Source organism: Bifidobacterium sp. ESL0690 (assembly GCF_029392315.1).
Lineage (GTDB): Bacteria > Actinomycetota > Actinomycetes > Actinomycetales > Bifidobacteriaceae > Bifidobacterium.
Genome location: NZ_CP113939.1, coordinates 717,255 through 735,041 on the forward strand (window position 1 = coordinate 717,255; position 17,787 = coordinate 735,041).

At 55.0% G+C, this 17,787-nt stretch carries 13 protein-coding genes, 3 tRNA genes and 1 pseudogene; 11 read left to right on the plus strand and 6 right to left on the minus strand.

The window, feature by feature from the left end:
- Window positions 1-22: 22 nt before the first annotated feature.
- Window positions 23-439 (minus strand): OsmC family protein, encoded by a 417-nt coding sequence (locus OZX62_RS02850; RefSeq protein WP_277143981.1) that lies wholly within the window; start codon window positions 437-439, stop codon window positions 23-25.
- A gap of 305 nt (window positions 440-744) precedes the next feature.
- On the opposite strand from OZX62_RS02850, the gene OZX62_RS02855 reads away from it, so the two are divergent.
- The 3 genes from OZX62_RS02855 to OZX62_RS02865 all read left to right on the plus strand — a co-directional run bounded on the left by OZX62_RS02855 (window position 745) and on the right by OZX62_RS02865 (window position 3,052).
- Window positions 745-1,545 carry a thymidylate synthase gene (locus OZX62_RS02855; protein WP_277177006.1) on the plus strand — a complete coding sequence of 267 codons (801 nt, stop codon included), beginning with the start codon at window positions 745-747 and terminating at the stop codon, window positions 1,543-1,545.
- Between the two features lie 195 nt (window positions 1,546-1,740).
- On the plus strand, window positions 1,741-2,397 hold the full coding sequence (locus OZX62_RS02860; protein WP_277176513.1) for a dihydrofolate reductase: 657 nt from the start codon (window positions 1,741-1,743) through the stop codon (window positions 2,395-2,397).
- A 145-nt stretch (window positions 2,398-2,542) separates the two neighbouring features.
- Entirely contained in the window at window positions 2,543-3,052 is a 510-nt protein-coding gene (locus OZX62_RS02865; RefSeq protein WP_277176514.1) for a low molecular weight protein-tyrosine-phosphatase, read from the plus strand.
- A 414-nt stretch (window positions 3,053-3,466) separates the two neighbouring features.
- Here OZX62_RS02865 and OZX62_RS02870 read toward each other — a convergent pair.
- From OZX62_RS02870 to OZX62_RS02880, 3 genes are all read right to left on the minus strand, one after another.
- A tRNA-Phe gene (locus tag OZX62_RS02870) sits at window positions 3,467-3,542 on the minus strand.
- Window positions 3,543-3,588: 46 nt separating this feature from the next.
- A tRNA-Asp gene (locus tag OZX62_RS02875) sits at window positions 3,589-3,662 on the minus strand.
- Window positions 3,663-3,836: 174 nt separating this feature from the next.
- A complete protein-coding gene (locus OZX62_RS02880; RefSeq protein ID WP_277177007.1) occupies window positions 3,837-4,493 on the minus strand; it encodes a DUF4190 domain-containing protein in 657 nt (218 codons plus the stop codon).
- 256 nt (window positions 4,494-4,749) lie between these two features.
- On the opposite strand from OZX62_RS02880, the pseudogene trmB reads away from it, so the two are divergent.
- The 8 genes and pseudogenes from trmB to cydC all read left to right on the plus strand — a co-directional run.
- Window positions 4,750-5,526 (plus strand): annotated as a pseudogene (gene trmB / locus OZX62_RS02885) (tRNA (guanosine(46)-N7)-methyltransferase TrmB); the annotation flags it as partial.
- 97 nt (window positions 5,527-5,623) lie between these two features.
- Window positions 5,624-5,695: transfer RNA gene (locus tag OZX62_RS02890), tRNA-Glu, on the plus strand.
- A 449-nt stretch (window positions 5,696-6,144) separates the two neighbouring features.
- Window positions 6,145-7,317 (plus strand): NAD(P)/FAD-dependent oxidoreductase, encoded by a 1,173-nt coding sequence (locus OZX62_RS02895; RefSeq protein WP_277176515.1) that lies wholly within the window; start codon window positions 6,145-6,147, stop codon window positions 7,315-7,317.
- Window positions 7,318-7,674: 357 nt separating this feature from the next.
- Window positions 7,675-8,856 carry an NAD(P)/FAD-dependent oxidoreductase gene (locus tag OZX62_RS02900; protein WP_277176516.1) on the plus strand — a complete coding sequence of 394 codons (1,182 nt, stop codon included), beginning with the start codon at window positions 7,675-7,677 and terminating at the stop codon, window positions 8,854-8,856.
- A gap of 46 nt (window positions 8,857-8,902) precedes the next feature.
- Window positions 8,903-10,372, plus strand: a complete 1,470-nt coding sequence (locus OZX62_RS02905) for a cytochrome ubiquinol oxidase subunit I (RefSeq protein ID WP_277176517.1) — start codon at window positions 8,903-8,905, stop codon at window positions 10,370-10,372.
- The gene (cydB, locus tag OZX62_RS02910; protein ID WP_277176518.1) at window positions 10,369-11,439 is read left to right on the plus strand and encodes a cytochrome d ubiquinol oxidase subunit II; all 1,071 of its coding nucleotides are present in this window, start codon (window positions 10,369-10,371) and stop codon (window positions 11,437-11,439) included. Before OZX62_RS02905 ends, cydB begins: the two co-directional genes overlap by 4 nt.
- A gap of 168 nt (window positions 11,440-11,607) precedes the next feature.
- Window positions 11,608-13,569 carry an ATP-binding cassette domain-containing protein gene (locus tag OZX62_RS02915; protein ID WP_277176519.1) on the plus strand — a complete coding sequence of 654 codons (1,962 nt, stop codon included), beginning with the start codon at window positions 11,608-11,610 and terminating at the stop codon, window positions 13,567-13,569.
- A gap of 40 nt (window positions 13,570-13,609) precedes the next feature.
- Window positions 13,610-15,517, plus strand: a complete 1,908-nt coding sequence (gene cydC, locus OZX62_RS02920; RefSeq protein WP_277176520.1) for a thiol reductant ABC exporter subunit CydC — start codon at window positions 13,610-13,612, stop codon at window positions 15,515-15,517.
- Window positions 15,518-15,684: 167 nt separating this feature from the next.
- On the opposite strand, the gene OZX62_RS02925 is transcribed toward cydC, so the two are convergent.
- Together OZX62_RS02925 and OZX62_RS02930 are read right to left on the minus strand one after the other, a co-directional pair.
- Window positions 15,685-16,656 (minus strand): polyprenyl synthetase family protein, encoded by a 972-nt coding sequence (locus OZX62_RS02925; RefSeq protein WP_277176521.1) that lies wholly within the window; start codon window positions 16,654-16,656, stop codon window positions 15,685-15,687.
- Window positions 16,657-16,789: 133 nt separating this feature from the next.
- Window positions 16,790-17,509 (minus strand): MgtC/SapB family protein, encoded by a 720-nt coding sequence (locus tag OZX62_RS02930; RefSeq protein WP_277176522.1) that lies wholly within the window; start codon window positions 17,507-17,509, stop codon window positions 16,790-16,792.
- Between the last annotated feature and the right edge of the window lie 278 nt (window positions 17,510-17,787).

The window sequence follows — 17,787 nt, forward strand, 5'->3', positions numbered from 1 at the left end:
GATTGTCGGTAAGCGATAGGACTTACTTGGTGAGCACCTTGACTTCCATGCTCACAGGCGTGGCGCGCTCATAAGTGTGCATCACGGTGCAGGACTTCTCGATGTGCTTTTCGACGCGGTCTTTGAGCTTCTCGACGTCTTCGCCGTGGATACCGGCGCTTTGGGCGTCAACGACCACCTGCTCGCGGAAGGCGGTGTAGCCGTCGGCCTCGCGGTCGTAATCGCCATCGACGGTGATCTTCGCGCCCTTGCCTTCGCCCAGCGAATTCTCGATGGTCATTTGGCTGGAAAGTGCGCCGCAGCCCGCCAGTGCCACCTTCATCAGGTCACCGGGGTTGAACAGGCCCTTGCCGTGCCCGAACTTGATGTGTGCGCCGTCGTCGCTGAACGCGTCCCAGGAACCGTCCTTGTTGCGCTCCACCCACAGTTTCTTTGCCATTGCTACCTCCTCGCGGTTGTGCCTCGTTTTCGCAGAGGCGTTTCCCTACCAATCTAACCCCAAGCCCCGTCGTTATACGCATGTGTTTCGGCACGAAACTTGGTGGACAAAAAGGATACATCCGAATCCCTGTATTTTCTGGCAGTGAAATGAATGCGGTGTGTCAAGGTTTGCATAAGAAAATGGTCACTTTGTTATAAGCACAAGGCCGATACTGGTTGCTAGAATGAATAATTATGTTGACTCAAGAACAGCTCGAAGAAATTCGTCATAAGATTCCCGCGCGTCCGGTAACCGATATTCCCATGCCGTACGAGGATTTGGTACGCGACATTTTGGCCAACGGGACGCTCAAGACCGATCGTACGGGCACGGGCACGATTTCATTGTTCGGCCGCCAGATGCGCTTCGACCTTTCCAAAGGCTTCCCGTTGCTGACCACCAAAACGGTCTATTTCAAGGGCATCGCCTACGAGCTGCTGTGGTTCCTTAAAGGCTCGAGCAACGTGCGCTGGCTGCAGGAGCACAACGTACACATCTGGGACGAGTGGGCCGACGAGAACGGCGATCTGGGCCCGGTTTACGGCGTACAGTGGCGCAGTTGGCCGGCGCCGACCAAGGACGATCCCAACCGCACCATCGACCAGATTTCCAATGTGCTGAATCTTATCAAGACTCATCCGGATTCCCGCCGTATGATTGTCACCGCGTGGAATCCGGCTGAGGTCGAGCAGATGGCATTGCCGCCCTGCCATGCGCTCTTCCAGTTCTACGTGGCCGACGGCAAGCTCTCCTGCCAACTCTACCAGCGTTCCTGCGACATGTTCCTCGGCGTACCGTTTAACATCGCCTCATATTCTCTGCTCACGTTGATGATGGCGCAGCAGACTGGCCTTGAACCAGGGGAGTTTGTCTGGACCGGCGGCGATTGCCATGTCTACGATAACCACATCGAGCAGGTCTTGACCCAGCTTGGCCGTGAGCCTTACCCGTACCCGCAAATTGAGATTCGCAAGGCCGATTCCATTTTCGACTACCAGTACGAGGACTTCAAGATTGTCAATTACCAGCATCATCCGGCCATCAAGGCGCCGGTTGCTGTCTGAGACGAGATTGGCTGATCAAGAGGCCGGGTTTTAAAGAGGCTGGATTCAGGTTCGGTCGCGAGATGTCTGAGATCAAGCTAAGGCCCAGTTAAACGCATGATTAAGGCCGGGTTTGAGCCCGTTTCAATCCGCGTGAAATTGCGTCTGAGCCGTTGGTTAGACTAGAAATACTGCCTAATTCAAGGAGTACATGAAATGGAGCATGACAGTAGCCGAACTGGCTATCACGAACCCGAGCCCGGACTTGCCGGGCAAAAAGTCACCGAGGACTGGGGAGACGATGTCGTCAAGACGTTCTCGGTCAATCTCATCTGGGCGTGCGCGCAGGATTTGCAGGGCCGTCCCGATGCGATGGGGTTCAAGGGCGGGATGCCGTGGCATCTTGCCGAAGACATGAAGCGTTTCAAGGAGCTGACCGTTTCGCATCCGGTGATTATGGGTCGCAAGACCTGGGATTCGCTTGATCCGAAATACCGTCCGTTGCCGAATCGCGACAATATCGTCGTCTCTCACGACCCGAACTGGCGTGCCGCCGGGGCAACCACGGCCAACGATATCGACGCGGCACTCGATTTCGCGCGTCAGGAAGCCATTCCCGATGATGGCTTGGACCGCAGCGAGATTTGGGTGATCGGGGGAGCGCAGCTGTTCCGTTCCATTATGCCCTTTGCCAACAAAGCCTATGTCACCTATATCCGTGGCCGTTTCAATGCGGACACGTATGGGCCGGACATGGACGAATTGGTGCGTGATGGGGCCTGGAGCCTGCAGGATGACGGTCCGTGGATGACTCCCCGGAAGCCGGAAGGCGCCGTCGAAGCGTATCGTTTCGTCACTTATCACAAGAATTAGTGAAATCATTTTTGAACATTGACGCAGATATGGCTGCCGTTGCGGCTGTGTCTGCGTCGTTGCTATTACGCTCTATTACGGCCGATTCGTTATGATGGCTGTAGCAATGTCATCCAGACTCCGATAAACGAAAGACAGTCCAGCTATGTCAAATCATCCATACACCGTCATGACCGTCTGCACCGGCAACATCTGCCGTTCCCCGATGGCCGAAATCATCCTGCGCGCCAACTTTGAGGAGCGCGGGCTGGGGGACAAGGTACGCGTGATGTCCAGCGGCGTCAGCGATGAGGAACATAGCCATCCGATTGACCCGCGTGCCGTGCGTGTGCTGCGTCAGCGCGGCTACGAGATTCCCAAACACCATTTTGCGCACCGCATTACTCCGGAGGAAATCGACGAAAGCGATCTGTTCCTGCCGATGACGGCTTCGCATGAAAGGGGACTGCTGCATCTGCTGCCGGCCGACAAGAAGCCAGAAGTGCACCTTTACCGCAGCTTTGATCCGAACCTGCCCAAGCCTGCGCATGGCCACGAAAGTGACATTGACCTGGTCGACCCTTGGTACGGCGGCCCGAGAGATTTTGAAATCGCCATCGACCAGATCGACGGTGTCGCTCCCTACATCGTCGATTGGGTGGCCAAACAGCTCTGAGCGGTTGTTCGTTCGGACTGTAGACAAGCGACGGCAGCTATAATTCCGCTGCGTTGAATGAAAGAATAAAAAACTTCTGGCAACCGGTGAGAACATCGGATGCCAGAAGTTTTTCTTCAGCTTCTGAAATTTATATCAGAACAGCGTCGGAATCGGGAAATAGGTGAAGAAATCAGCCGCCCACTTCGCGAGATTAGTAACAATCTGCCAGAACATAAGCACCTCCTTGATTGCTTCTTTTTAAATGCATTTCTATTATAAAACGATAATATTTATCTAACAAGAATTGCTTTGAGCGTAATGCTTAACGATAGTTCATTCCCGCAATCGACAAAGCAATGGCGTCTTGCCGTGTGTGGGTGAGAAATGGAAAAGCCTCGAAACCTTTGGGATTGCTTGGTTTCGAGACCTGAGTGGTGGCTCCGAGCGGCATCGATCCGCTGACCTAACGATTTTCAGTCGTTCGCTCTACCAACTGAGCTACAGAGCCATGAATAAATCAAAAACCCGGCGAACCGGGCTTAAGACCATTCGAGCGACTCCGGCCAGACTTGAACTGGTGACCTCCGCCGTGACAGGGCGGCGCTCTAACCAACTGAGCTACGGAGCCGTGGCTTGCTTTCATCAAGCAGCCGAGTGTTAATATTACTCAGAATCAGGCTAAACGCAACCCCGGAGCTGTTTCAGCGTGTCGCCTATGATGCCAATGATTTATACGGGATTGCCGGACGCTTGTAATGCAAAATAACCGCTGCAATAAACGATTTCTGATTCATAAGCGGATTCAAGCGGCGTTTGACAAGGCGGTCACGTCCGCGACGTTGCCCTCTTGCGCAAAGTCGTAGAGATAATAAGCGTAGTCCGTGTTCTCGTTATCATCGTCGGGATCGTCGCCCTCGTCATCGTAGGGATCGGACTGGCAGTCCGAACCGTAACAATCGGAATCGTCAGTATCCAAATGGTGAGCTGCATAGCCGAGCGCCGAAAAGAAGACAATGACGAGGACGATGCTCAGGATTGTTGAAATCGCGCCGATGACGAGCCCGGCGATGGCCATGGGCTTGCTTTTCTCGCCGGTGTGGTTGATCTGGATGAGCGCGACCACAGAAAGTACCAGCCCGATAAGCGGCATAAAGAAGGAAAGTATGAAACCGACGATGCACATGGTGTTCCATTTTTGCTCCGGTGCCGGGGCATAGTAGCCCTGCAGCGTCACCGGAGGCACCGCGCCAGGTCCCGTCGGACCGGTAGGCGGCATCGTGGGGACGGCAGGTGGCACTTGGCCGTATGCCTGATAATCGGGCATCTGCGGGTTCATGTCAGCATTTTGGAACTGGGGCTGGGTTGGTTGCGGGTTTGCCTGCTGGCCTGCGTCGCCGTATTGATAGTTGAACTGATCCGGCTGCGTGGGTGGGTTTGCGTTGAAATCGTCGTTGTTCATAGCCAACAGTCTACGCTCGCGTGGTGAATTTGCAGAACAGGTCGCCATTACTTGGGCCAAGCTCGACAACGTCTATAGATATGTTGAATTATATGGAATTATTATCGTTTTCGCGTCATTGAATTGATTGTTTCGATGCGAATGTCAAAGTCTGATATGTGAGTGGAAGGGAAGCACACAGCTTACGCACGCACGTCGAAGTCACGGGGTCTGCCTTCCGTTAAACTAGTGGTTCGTGCAGGAAAACGACAAAAGAATTCATCACGTGCTCTCATACGTCCGTCGAACGGGACGTCTCGACGACCGCCTCAAGCGGGCCCGGCAGCGCTATTCGCCCGATTTCCTGCTCGACATCAACGCGGGGGAGGGCCTGCTCGACGTGAGGCCGGGATTTGTGTTCGACCGCGATTTCGTGCGTAACGCCTGGGGCAACGACCACCCGCTGGTTGTCGAAATCGGCACGGGCCAGGGCGAGAACATCATCGCTGCCGCGCAATCTCGTCCCGAAACCAATTTCCTTGCTGTGGAAGTCTACGACCCGGGCGTCGCCCACACGATGCTACGCGCCGGCAAGCTTGGATTGACCAATCTTCGTATCGCTCAGATCAACGCCCCGGAGCTCTTCAAGGTCTGCGAGCCGGGTGTGGCTGATGAAGTGTGGACGTTTTTCCCCGACCCTTGGCCCAAAATGCGTCACCACAAGCGTCGCATCGTCCAGCCGGCACTCGCGACGGATATCCGTAAGGCGCTGGGCGCGGGGAACGTGTGGAGGCTTGCCACTGACATCGAGGATTACGCTCTGCACGTCCATGAAGTGATGGACGGTCGTCCCGATTTCGCCAACGCCGGCACCCTCACCGTTTCGCTGCCTACCGAGCACGTCGGCAAGGGGACGGCGGACAAGGCCGCGTCTCTGCCTCACGCTGATTTCAAAGAATCAGAACGCTACGAGGGCCGTGTGCTCACCAATTTCGAGAAGAAGGGTTTGGCGGCTGGCCGCGTGATTCACGATTTCACGTACCGTGCCGCTTGAGACCGCAGATAGCAAAAGTATTGCAATTGTGTGACGGTTGACAACACGCCGGGACTTGCCGTAATCGCGTTCGTATTTTACACTGAATAGGTTGTTAGCCCCCCTCGTCTAACGGTTAGGACACCAGACTTTCAATCTGACAACAAGAGTTCGACTCTCTTGGGGGGTACTTTTTCTGGGGTTTCCAAGTTTTCTTAATTATCATTTTTATCGGTTTTTTGATTACTCTTTCCATTTCTGCTTACAGCCTGTCTCTTTGGTTGCTCTTTCAGCATCGCGCTGGACTCGAGTTCGAGAGTGCAGTCATCGGTCTCCTTTCGAATCAACCTTGGTATGTACCTTATATAAGGTCGAGGAAACAAAATGGTATTACTATGCAAAACCAAGTAATCCATATGATTGCGGCTGTCGCTTTCCTGTGAAAGTGTCTGCTCGGTATATTTTGTGAAATATGTCATATTGGGTAGCCGAATCGTGCATAAATGTATCTGATTCTGCAATTTAAATCGTTTTTCTTATCGGGAAAAGATACTTTAAAACTGTAAGTAATTAGGCAAGTGCGAATACAGGATGAATTGGTATTCGCTTTTATACAATTCCCAATGAAGGGGGTTTGTGATGACTGCAATCGTTATTCTTGGCGCGGGTTACGGCGGTATGCGAGCCGCGAAGCAACTGGCCAAAGCCAATGTCGAAGCCGACATCGTCCTGGTCAACAAGAATCCGTATCATTACCAGTCCACTGAGCTGCATGAAGTGGCCGCAGGAACTAAGGAACCTGATCAGATCACGTTCGACGTGCGCAAGGCCGTGGATCCGAAAGTCAAAGTGGTCATTGATGAGGTCACCAAAGTCGACCAGGACGCCAAGAAGGTGGAGCTTAAGAATGGTGAACCGCTTTCTTACGATTACCTCGTCAATGCGCTGGGTTTTGAGTCCGAGACGTTCGGCATCAAAGGCGCCGAGGAGAACGGTTGGCCGCTGATCGACATCGACACGGCCGTGGCCGCGCGCAAGCATCTTGAAGACACGTTGAAGAACTACAAGACCAGCCAGGACGAAAACGACCTGCACATCGTGGTCTGCGGAGCCGGCTTCACGTCCATCGAGTATCTGGGCGAGCTGGTCTATCGCATGCCCGACCTCGCCAAGGAATATGACTTCCCGATCGACAAAGTGAAGATCGACTGCATCGAAGCCACTCCGAAGATTCTGCCGATGTTCGATCCGAAACTGGCGGATTGGGGTGTGAAGTACCTCGAAGACCATGGCGTCACTTTCCATGCCGGTACGCCGATCACCGAGGTCAAGCCGAACGCCGTGATGAGCAACGACACCGCCTTCCCGGCGAACACCATCATATGGACCACCGGCGTGCGTGGCAGCAGCGTGATCGCCGACTCGGGTTATGACCAGAAGCGCAACCGCGTGGTGGTTCAGGATGATCTGTCGGTGAAAGGCCATCCTGAGGAGTTCCTTGTCGGCGACGTTTCCGCCGTCCCTAATCCCGCCAACGGGCGCCTTTACCCGACCACGGCGCAGATTTCCATCGCTGAGGCCGACACCGCCGCGGACAATATCGTCGCCCGCATTCAAGGCAAGGATCCGAAGAAGTTCGTCTTCAAGTCCCTTGGCACCCTCTGCTCGCTTGGACCCAAGACGGGCATCGCCGAAGTCGATATGGGCGGCCATTGGAAGCTCAAAGGCGCGAAGGCGTCGGTGGCGAAGAAGGCCGTGGCCGACCGTTCCGTCACCGAGCTGACGGACGTCTCCGGGATTATGAAGGAGTAGCGGGACCCTGGAATTATTCAAAGTCTTGGGGGCGTATTTGGAGGTGCCAATCTTCCGGATGCGTCCTCATTATAATTTGCTTATAATTATCGATTGATGTTTATTCGACTTTTGTCTCGTCGCCGTTTGATGCTTAGCCGCGATCCCTCGGCTTTTCGGCTTTAGGACGGGAAGAACGGTCCCTTACGTGAGATATGCCATAAAAGAATCAGAATTTCGGTTCTCCTCGGTTTTTTGCTTAGTTTTAATCGTTTTTTGTTCAGCTTGCCATATATTGTTGGAAGGTGTTGGCAGTGATGGCGCCTGTCTTTTTTGAAGCCATCGTTCGTGTTTAAGCTATAAGGAAAAGTGATTGGAATGAAGAGAATCGTAGTTCTTGGCGCGGGTTACGCCGGCATGCGTACGGTTAAGAAATTAGCCGGTATGAATGTCGACGCCCAAATCGTACTCATCAACAAGAATCCGTACCATTACCAGACCACCGAGCTGCACGAGGTGGCCGCCGGAACGAAAGAACCGGCAGATATTACCTTTGACATTGCGAATACATTCGCCAAAAAGAAAAACGTTCAAGTACTCATCGACGAGGTCATCCGCGTCGATCAGAACGCCAAAATCGTCGTGCTGAAGAACAATGCCCCGATTCAATACGATTATCTGGTCAACGCGTTGGGCTTCGAATCCGAGACCTTCGGCATCCCCGGCGCCAGTGAGAACGGCTGGCCGTTGATCGATATCGACACCGCGCTGGCGGCACGCACCCATCTTGAAAACACGCTCAAGCGTTACAAGAGGAGTCACGACCCCAACGACCTGCGCATCATCGTGTGCGGCGCCGGCTTCACCAGCATCGAATACCTGGGCGAAATCGTCTACCGCATGCCCAAGCTTGCCAAGAAGTATGGTTTCCCGCGCAATCAGGTCAAGATCGACTGCATCGAGGCCGGACCTAAGATTCTCGGCATGTTCAACCAGAATCTTGCCCAGTGGGCAGTCCGGTATCTCGAGAAGAGGGGAGTGACCTTCCACGTCTCCACTCCGATCACCGAGGTCAGGCCGAACTCCGTGATGAGCAATGACCAGGAATTCCCGGCCAACACCATCATCTGGACCACCGGCGTGCACGGCAGCCATGTGATCGCCGACTCCGGTTACGACCAGAAGCGTAACCGTGTGGTCGTCGCCGACGACCTGCGAGTCGCCGGTCAGCCCAACCAGTTCCTCATCGGAGACGTTTCCGGCGTACCGAACCCGGAAAATGGCCGTCTTTATCCGACCACTGCTCAGATTTCCATCGCCCAGGCCGACTGTGTGGCGGAAAACCTTGTCGCACTGATGAACGGGCAACCCACCAAGAAGTTCGTCTTCAAAGCGCTCGGCACGGTTTGCTCGCTGGGGCCGAAAGCGGGGATTGCATCGATTGACATGTTTGGCCACTGGAATCTGAAGGGATGGATTGCCAGCGTCGCCAAAAAGTTCATCGCAGACCGTGCGGTGTTGGAATTGGGCAACATTCGTACTATGCTAGAAAGCGATTAATTCCACGCCTTTATAAGCAAGGAATAGTTGGGAAGAAAGGAATAAAATGACTGTTTTAGGGTTATCGCGATTCCAGTTCGCGATGACGACGGTCTTCCACTTCTTCTTCGTACCGTTATCCATTGGCCTGGCGTTTACCGTGGCCGTTATGGAAACGATATACGTAGTGAAGAGGAAATACATTTATAAGCGTATGGCGATGTTCTGGGGGAAGATTTTCCTTCTTGGCTTCGCTGTTGGCGTAGTGACCGGCATCATTCAGGAATTCCAGTTCGGTATGAACTGGTCGAACTACTCGCGTTTCATGGGCGACATCTTCGGAGCGCCGCTGGCCATTGAGGCCCTTTTGGCGTTCTTCATGGAGTCCACCTTCATCGGTGTCTGGATGTTCACTTGGAACCGCTTCAAGCCGGGCCTGCACGTCGTCTTCATCTGGCTGACCTGGTTCGGCTCCACGTGCTCCGCCATTTGGATTCTCGCTGCGAACAGCTTCATGCAGAACCCCGTTGGCTATGGCATCAACAAGAAGACCGGCCACGCCGAAATGACGAATTTCGCCGCGGTTATCGGCAATCCCCAGCTTTGGCGTGAATTCCCGCACGTCGCCACCGGCGCATTGATGCTTGGCGGCATGGTCGTTGTGGGCATGAGCGCTTTCGGCTTCATGCACAAGAATGCGGACAGGGCCTTCTTCACCCGTTCGATTCGTGTCGGCGCCATCATCGCGCTGATCGGCTCCATTCTCGTCATCATCACCGGCGATCTGCAGACCCTCGAGATCATCAAGGATCAGCCGATGAAGTTCGCTGCTACCGAAGGCATTTACGAGGACCTCAAGAGCCCGGCGCCATGGATGGTCGTCGGCCTCATCAACGAAGGCGCACACAAGTCCGCCGGTATCGAGATTCCCGGCATGCTCTCCCTGCTTGCGTTCCACAAGCTTTACGGTGGAACCATCCAAGGCATGAACACTTTGAACGAGCAGTTCAAGGGTGAAGGCGGCAAGATCATCAAGAATGGCATCGCCCATCCTGAGATTTCCGATTACTATGTGCCCACCAACGTGCTGTTCTGGAGCTTCCGCTTCATGGCCGCCGTCGGTTTCGCCGTGCTGATTCTCGCAATCTGCACGCTCTGGTTCACCCGCAAGTCCAAGAACACCTTGGCCGACAGCCGCTGGAAGCTTTGGATTCTGGGTATCTGCACCTATCTGCCGTTCATCGGTACCACCGGTGGCTGGCTCATCACCGAGCTCGGTCGCTATCCGTGGATCGTCTATGGCCTGCAGACCATCGCCGATGCCGTCTCGCCGACGGCAACCGTGCCAAGCCTGCTGTTCACCAATATCGTGTACTTCCTGCTCTTCTGCCTCATGGGCGGCGTGATGATCTTCTACTCCCGCCGTGTGCTTTGGCAAGGTCCGGAGCCGGAAACGGAAGGTGCTGATACCAAGACTGCTCCGAAGGCAGCGCATGTCGGTGCCCACGCAGCCAATAGAAAGGTGGCGTTGGCATGACTCATTTCCTTTCTCAGCAATTGATCGATGGCAACAACCTGCTGCAGCTGCTGTGGTTCTTTGTGATTGCATTGGTATTCGCCATCTTCCTCTTCCTTGACGGCATCGATTTCGGTGTCGGCATGGCCACCCGTGTGCTCGCGCACAACGGCGACGAACGTGCGCTCTACATGCGTGCGGTCGGCCCCCACTGGGACGGTAACGAGGTCTGGCTCATCACCGGCGGCGGCGCGATGTTCGCGTCCTTCCCGCTGTGGTATGCAAGCCTCTTCTCCGGCTACTACCTGCTGCTCTTCATCGTGCTTGTCGGCCTCATTCTGCGTGGCGTCTCCTTCGAGTTCGCCGCACACTCGGTCACCGATCGTGAACGCAGCGTCTGGCAGTGGGCCAACTTCGCCGGCAGCGTCATCGCGCCGTTCGGCCTGGGCATGATGCTCACCAGCGTCATCCAGGGCGTTCCGATGGATGCCCAGGGCAACGTTCATGCCGGTTTCTTCGACGTGGTCAACCTGCTCTCCATCGTCGGCGGTGTAGCTGTAGTGTTCTTCAGCTTCCTGCACGGTCTTCACTTCCTGAGCCTCAAGCTCGACGAGAAGACGTCCGAGAGGATGCTCAACACCTCCAAGAAGGTCTACTGGATCGCTTACCCGGCCCTTGTGATCTTCGTCATCCTGGCGTTCATTTTCACTGATTTCTATCAGCGTCGCACCAAGTCGACACTTCTGATCACCGTGGTCATCCTGGCCGCGACGATCTGCGGGCATATCGCAGCCTACAAGAAGCGTGGCGGTTTCGCCTTCATTTCCTCGGGCGTCACCCTTGCCGGCATCATCGCCTTCATCTTCAACGGGCTTTTCCCGAACGTGATGATCGCGACCGATCCGGCCAAGAGCATCGCTGTGAATGCGGCTTCAGCTTCGCAGTACACGCTGGAAATCATGACCATCGTGCTTTGCTGCTTGCTGCCGATTGTCCTGATCTACTTCATCTGGTCCTACTTCATCCAGAGGAAGCGTCTGCTCACAGACAATACGCCGGAAGCCATCAAGGCGGCTTTGGCCCAATAACGAACGAAAGTTCGTCTTTGATGATTGAACAATGAAATCAAGGCCCGATGTCCTTTCCGTGCACCAGTGAATGTGCAATAATATTCACTGGTGCGGCGGAAAGCATCGGGTTTTCTTTGTCTAAAAAATTATCCGTTTTAAAGTATCCGTTAATAGTTGGGACTGGCCGTGATCGATAAAAGTCTATTCAGGTTCGACGGGGTGCGGCAACGCATGGGGCTTCTCGCCTTGCTTTCGCTGCTTCAGGCGCTGTGCATCGTCGGGCAGGCACACGGCTTGGCCCGAGGGCTGGTGGAGATCTGGAAGCAGCATGCCGTCTCTACGTTGGTTGGACCGGTCATCGAATTCCTTATTTTCTACGCAGCTCGTCACCTCTGCGATGTGGCCAAGCAGCGAATCTCAAGTAAATACGGCAAATACGTGGCCGGCCAGATTCGTCCGCAACTGCAGGAAAAGATCTTTCGTTTGGGTCCGCAGGCACTGGCCTCGCGCGGCACCGGCTCTACGGTGACGATGCTGATTGACGGACTCGACCAGGTCAAAAGCTATATCGAAATCCTCCTGCCGAAAATGACCGACATGATGATCATTTCACTGGTCATCCTCGTGGGTGTGTGGTGGCAGGACTGGGTCAGCGGGCTGATTCTTCTGCTGATGTACCCGCTCATCATTTTCTTTATGGTTATTCTGGGACTTGCCGCACGTGACCGTTCCAACAAGCAATACGCCCAGTTCAATATTCTCAATACCAAATTCGTCGACAGCATTCTGGGCCTGCCGACCTTGAAGATGCTCGGCATCGACAAGGAATACGAAGGCGAGATTTACAGCGTCAGCGAACGCTTCCGCAAACGCACCATCGACGTGCTCAAAGTCGCCATGACCTCCACTTTCGCGTTGGATTGGTTTACGACGCTGGGTATCGCCATTATGGCCGTATTCCTCGGCCTGCGACTGGTTAACGGCACGATGCCGCTGTTCCCGGCCATGTTCGCGCTGATCATGGCCCCTGATTACTTCCTGCCCGTGCGCCAGTTCGGCGACAACTACCATGCCACGCTCGACGGTAAGAACGCTTTGCATGACATCATGAGCTTCATCGACAGCCCTGAAACACCTGAGGATACCGAGACCAAGTGGGACGGTTGGAAGGCCGATAGCGAGCTCAAGCTCGAAGATGTCGACTTTGCTTACCCGGCCGGGAGCAGACCGGCGGGTGAGGACGAAAGCCAAGCCATGGCAAGTCATAATGTGGCCATGAACGCGGTGGAACAACAGCGTGAGGGCGAGGACGATAATAAGGCTAAACGCACTGCCGAGGCCGGTTCTAAAGCCAAGAGGCGGCGTGGGCATGGAAAGAAGAGCGCTAAAGCTGCTAAAACCGAAGCCGACAGCAAAGCCGTCGCGGCTCAAACCCCAGCCCAACCTGATGCCTTGCATCATATTTCGATGGACTTCAAGGGCTACGGCAAAATCGCCGTCATCGGCAAATCAGGGGCCGGCAAGTCGACATTGGTCAATCTGCTCGCGGGCTTCAACATCCCGCACGCTGGTTCCATCAAACTTGACGGTCACAAACTCGCTAGTTTCAACGTCGAGGCTTGGCAGCGCCATATCAGCTACATTCCGCAGACCCCATACATTTTCAGCGGTTCCATCGCCGACAACATCCGTTTCTATGTCACGGACGCCAACGATGAAGACGTCAAAGCCGCTGCCCACGAAGCCGGACTCGACGAATGGTTGACGGAACTGGCTGATGGGCTTGACACGCTGATAGGGGAGGGCAACCGCGGCATCAGTGGCGGACAAGCACAGCGCATCGCACTTGCCCGAGTCCTACTCGACAAGTCCCGTGAAGTGCTGCTTTTCGATGAACCGACCGCGCACCTCGATATCGAAACCGAATACGACCTCAAAAAGACGCTGCTGCCGATCATGGAAAACCATCTGGTCATCCTTGCCACGCACCGTCTGCACTGGCTGGCGAACGTCGACCAGGTGCTCGTGCTCGACGAAGGCCGGGTGGTGGAATCCGGTGCGCCCAAGGAACTGATTGGCGCGGGCGGTCCGTTGGACTACCTCATCGGTGAGATGGGAGGTAACCAGATTGACCAATACCTCGACTGAATCACCAAGCAATCTGAACGCGAACGTATCCAAGGCAACCATGAACCCAACGAATATCAATAACGGCGGTAATTCGGCGGTCTCGACCGGCGTAAAAGGCGTGAACGGACTGAACGACCGGGATGGCAAGAACGAATCCGCTGCTGTTTCGTCTTCATCATCAATGCAGAGCAAACCGAAACTGCGCGACTATCTTAAGATTTGGGACAACGACCACTGGTTCTGGCCATATTTAAAGGAAAACAAGCGTACACTCGCTTTGATCTTCTTCCTCGGCTCCATGACCTTCGTCTGCGCCGCCGCCTTGATGTTCACTGCAGGCTACCTCATCAATCGCTCGGCGCGTATGCCCTATAACATCCTCATGGTCTACGTGCCCATCGTGCTCACGCGCGCTTTCGGCATCGGCCGGCCTGTGTTCAAATACGTTGAACAGCTCAAAAGCCATGACTGGGTGCTCCACGTCATCTCCAAGCTGCGCGTGCAGCTTTACCGCACCCTTTCCAAGGACGCAGCCTTCTTGAATGAGCATGAGCGTACCGGCAGCGTGCTGAGCCTTTTGGCGGTCGATCTCGACCACCTCGAGAACTTCTACCTGCGCACCATTTTCCCGACCGTGGTGGCCTATATCCTTTGGATTATCGTCACTATCGCCATGGGCGTCTTTTCCTGGACCTCCTCGTTGTTGCTCTTCCTGATGCTGGCGCTGGTGCTGATTCTCATCCCGCTGGTCTCGCTGAGCTTCTCGACCGGCCACTTCGCGTTGGAAAAGCAGCAGCAGGCGCAGGAATACACCAAGGTCACCGAGAGCTACCTCGGCCTGAGCGACTGGGTCATCACCCACAAAGACAAGGATTTCGTCTCCATCGGGGCCGATGAATACCGCCGCATCCAGGAGAGTAAGGACCAGCAGAAAACTTTCGAGCGTTGGCGCAACTTCGCCATCCAGCTCGTTTTCGGCGTCATCGCCATCGGTCTGATGGTGGGGGCGGGGCTCACGATGACCGGTTCCAAGTCCATCGCCGACTGGTCCGCCTCCATCGTGCTCGCGGTCTTCCCGCTGGTCGATTGCTTCATCAACGTGGCGCAGGCGGCCGCAGAAGTGCCGCTCTACAGCGATTCGCTCGGACACCTGAACGACCTGACCAACCGTGTCGAGGCGCGTCAGCAGGCGCCTGTTGCGCAGCAAAAGCTTGATGGAGCGATAGAAAGTATTGATTTCAATCATGTCACCTTTGCCTACGGCCCCGGCCAGCCAACGTTGCTCGACGACTTCACCCTGCATATCAAGGCAGGCGAAAAGGTTGCGCTGCTCGGCCCAAGCGGCGAAGGCAAGACCACGATTCTCCAGTTGCTGCTCGGCGACCTGATCCCGCAAAAAGGGACCATCACCATTAACGGCATTCCCGTGGCGGCGCTGCAGGACGAACGACCACGCATCTTCGGTTATCTGAACCAGCAGGCCTTCCTCTTCAACTCCACCATCGCTGAAAACGTGCGTCTGGGCGCTCCTGACGCCACCGACGACGACGTGTGGGCGGCGCTTAAGGCTGTGCAGCTTGATGAAGCCGTGCGTGTGCTTCCCGACGGCATCGACACTTCCGTTTCGGAGGCAGGGCAGCGCTTCTCCGGCGGCCAGCGTCAGCGTATCGCATTGGCTCGTATCGTCTTGAAGGACACCCCGGTAATCTTGCTGGACGAGCCGACAATCGGCCTCGATCCGATCACCGAACGTGAGCTGATGTCGATGATCTTCTCCGCTGCCGGCGACCGCACGATGCTCTGGGTCACCCACCATCTGCAGGGGCTAGAGCAATCCGATCAGGTCATCTTCCTCGATAACGGCAAGATCGCCATGCAGGGTGCGCCCACTGATCTCTACCGCACCAATGAACGCTTCCGTGAGCTCTACCGCCTCGACGTCGGCGAGCTGGAAACGGCGCGGTGAACGGGTGTAGAAATCACAACGAAAAGCCTGGTTTCAGCAATATAACTTAGTGATATAAAATCGACGGATGAAGGGCTCTGGTTGAGCATTCATCCGTCGATTATTTTGTTGTGGCTTATTTGATGTCGATATGACCGGGATTCCGTCGATTTCGACGTTTCCGAGATTTAGAGCGTGGCGATGTATTTGTCGATGACATCGACCAGAGCTTTCACGGTGCCGGCGTTGACCGGTGGGTACGCTGTGTCGGTGATGACGTCTTTGGCCGCTTCAAGATGCTGCAGTGCTTCGTTTTTGGCACCGTCGATGAACTGGGGATTGGCCTTGAAGTAGTCGAGCACTTTGAGCGGATCGTCAAGTTTGACGATGTCGACGAACGACGGGTCGGCCGCAACCGCAAGGATGACCGGCAGGGTATAGATGCCGTCGCGAATGTCTTCAAGCTTCGGCTTGCCGGTGTCGTGCGCGACGTTGAAATCCTCCACATCGTCCAGAATCTGGAAAGCGATGCCCAAGTGCTCGCCGAATTTTGACCCTTGCTCAAGTGTTTTCGCATCGGGGGAGTCCGTGGTCAGCTTGATGCCGGTGATGGCGGCCAGGCGGAAAAGCGCAGCCGTCTTGCCGGTGATGGCGCGTTCGTAGTATTCCTTGGTGGTGCTGAGGTTGTGCCGGGCGGATTCCTGCAGGAGGTCTCCGGAAACGATTTCGTTGACGGTATGCGCCTGTTCGGCGATGAATGCCGTGCTGGGTGCGATGGTCGCGATGATTTCCATATAACGCGAAAGAATGAGATCGCCCAGGTAAATCGCGGCCTTGTTGCCACGGATGGTTTGAATGGTCGGCTGATTGCGGCGTACGGAAGCGTTGTCGAGTACGTCGTCGTGTACCAAAGTGGCCAGATGCAGCATTTCGATGGCCGCCGCGCCGGTGATGACCTTGTCATCGACGTGATGGGTTTTGCCGTTTTGGACGACGTAGGAGAAAAGCAATACCAGAGAGGCACGGATCATCTTGCCGTGGTTGTCGAGCAGATGGCGGTAGTCCTCTCGGTAGGGAGTGACATGATCCTCTTCTGCGTGCATCGTTTGCACCACGCGCTTTAGATCATCGCGCAACAGGAGTTCCTGTTGATTTGGCATGCGTACCTGACCTCTCGAAAGTCTTGAATAATCAGACGAACGTACCCAATATAGCATGATGGTCGATATAAATGTGCCGAAAAAGCAAAAGCGTTCCACTCAGCTGTAACGATGGGCTTAGATTCACGTTATGTCAATCGTTATTATTGATTCGTGTGATGGAAATCACTCCATCGATGTCGCTCAGGTCTCCGATCAGCTCCTTGCTATCGCGCCCGCGCACCTCAAGATCGGCGGAAACAACGTGCCCGCGGCTGCCGGGTTCTTCATCCTCATCATCTTTGGATTTTCTGGTCGAAAAGCCTTCGACGGAGACCCCATGCTGGGCGCAGACTGAAAGGATTGAACGCAGGATGCCGTGGCCGTCGCGATAGCGCAAACGCAGCATGTCGTCGCTGCCGACGCCGGGGGCGATGAGTTTGGTGAGGAAGGGCAGAAGCATGACGGCCAGGAAGTAGAGGGCCGTGCATGCCAGGGCCGGTACGAAGAGGCCGGCGCCGCAGGCCGAACCGATGGCCGCAGTCATCCAGATGGAAGCGGCTGTGGTCAGGCCGCGCACATGGTTGCGTTGGGTGAAGACGACGCCAGCGCCGATGAAGCCGATGCCCGAAACGATCTGCGCGGCCACACGTGCCGCATCCACCCTGATATTGGGGGAGGCCGTGAGCATGTCGATGAAGCCGTACTTGCTGATGATCACGAAAAGCGCCGAACCGACGCCGACCAAGGCGTGCGTACGTGTGCCGGCATCCTTGTGCCTGGCTTGCCGTTCCAGGCCGATAAGAGTGGAGAGAACCAACGCCTCAAAAAGATAAAGGGCCTGCCAGCCCCACGTCACCAGCTGTGCTTCCATTCCGTTCCCTTCTCTTGTATTGTTCGATATGGCCGCTGGCCTATTTTACGACAGTGACATCATCGGCCTTGTCTGGACAATTCATCTACCATGGTAATACCGTTGGTGGTTCTTCCGGCGTGTGTCGTTGTTTTCGTTAATTTTGAATCTAATAGGCTATATATCGTAACACGCGGACGTGGATCGTGCGGATTTGGGGATTTGCAATCATCGTCGAAATGCAAAGTGGCGATAACGAAAACAACCATAACAAAGGAATGTGGATAGCAGAGAAAAAC

Excerpts from the sequence above, each read along its gene's own strand:
- OZX62_RS02855 (WP_277177006.1), top strand. The coding sequence starts at position 745 with ATGCCGTACGAGGATTTGGTACGCGACATTTTGGCCAACGGGACGCTC.
- OZX62_RS02905 (WP_277176517.1), top strand. The coding sequence starts at position 8,903 with ATGACTGTTTTAGGGTTATCGCGATTCCAGTTCGCGATGACGACGGTC.
- cydB (WP_277176518.1), top strand. The coding sequence starts at position 10,369 with ATGACTCATTTCCTTTCTCAGCAATTGATCGATGGCAACAACCTGCTG.
- cydC (WP_277176520.1), top strand. The coding sequence starts at position 13,610 with ATGAACCCAACGAATATCAATAACGGCGGTAATTCGGCGGTCTCGACC.
- OZX62_RS02880 (WP_277177007.1), bottom strand. The coding sequence starts at position 4,493 with ATGAACAACGACGATTTCAACGCAAACCCACCCACGCAGCCGGATCAG.
- OZX62_RS02895 (WP_277176515.1), top strand. The coding sequence starts at position 6,145 with ATGACTGCAATCGTTATTCTTGGCGCGGGTTACGGCGGTATGCGAGCC.
- OZX62_RS02860 (WP_277176513.1), top strand. The coding sequence starts at position 1,741 with ATGGAGCATGACAGTAGCCGAACTGGCTATCACGAACCCGAGCCCGGA.
- OZX62_RS02925 (WP_277176521.1), bottom strand. The coding sequence starts at position 16,656 with ATGCCAAATCAACAGGAACTCCTGTTGCGCGATGATCTAAAGCGCGTG.
- OZX62_RS02900 (WP_277176516.1), top strand. The coding sequence starts at position 7,675 with ATGAAGAGAATCGTAGTTCTTGGCGCGGGTTACGCCGGCATGCGTACG.
- OZX62_RS02865 (WP_277176514.1), top strand. The coding sequence starts at position 2,543 with ATGTCAAATCATCCATACACCGTCATGACCGTCTGCACCGGCAACATC.
- OZX62_RS02850 (WP_277143981.1), bottom strand. The coding sequence starts at position 439 with ATGGCAAAGAAACTGTGGGTGGAGCGCAACAAGGACGGTTCCTGGGAC.
- OZX62_RS02930 (WP_277176522.1), bottom strand. The coding sequence starts at position 17,509 with ATGGAAGCACAGCTGGTGACGTGGGGCTGGCAGGCCCTTTATCTTTTT.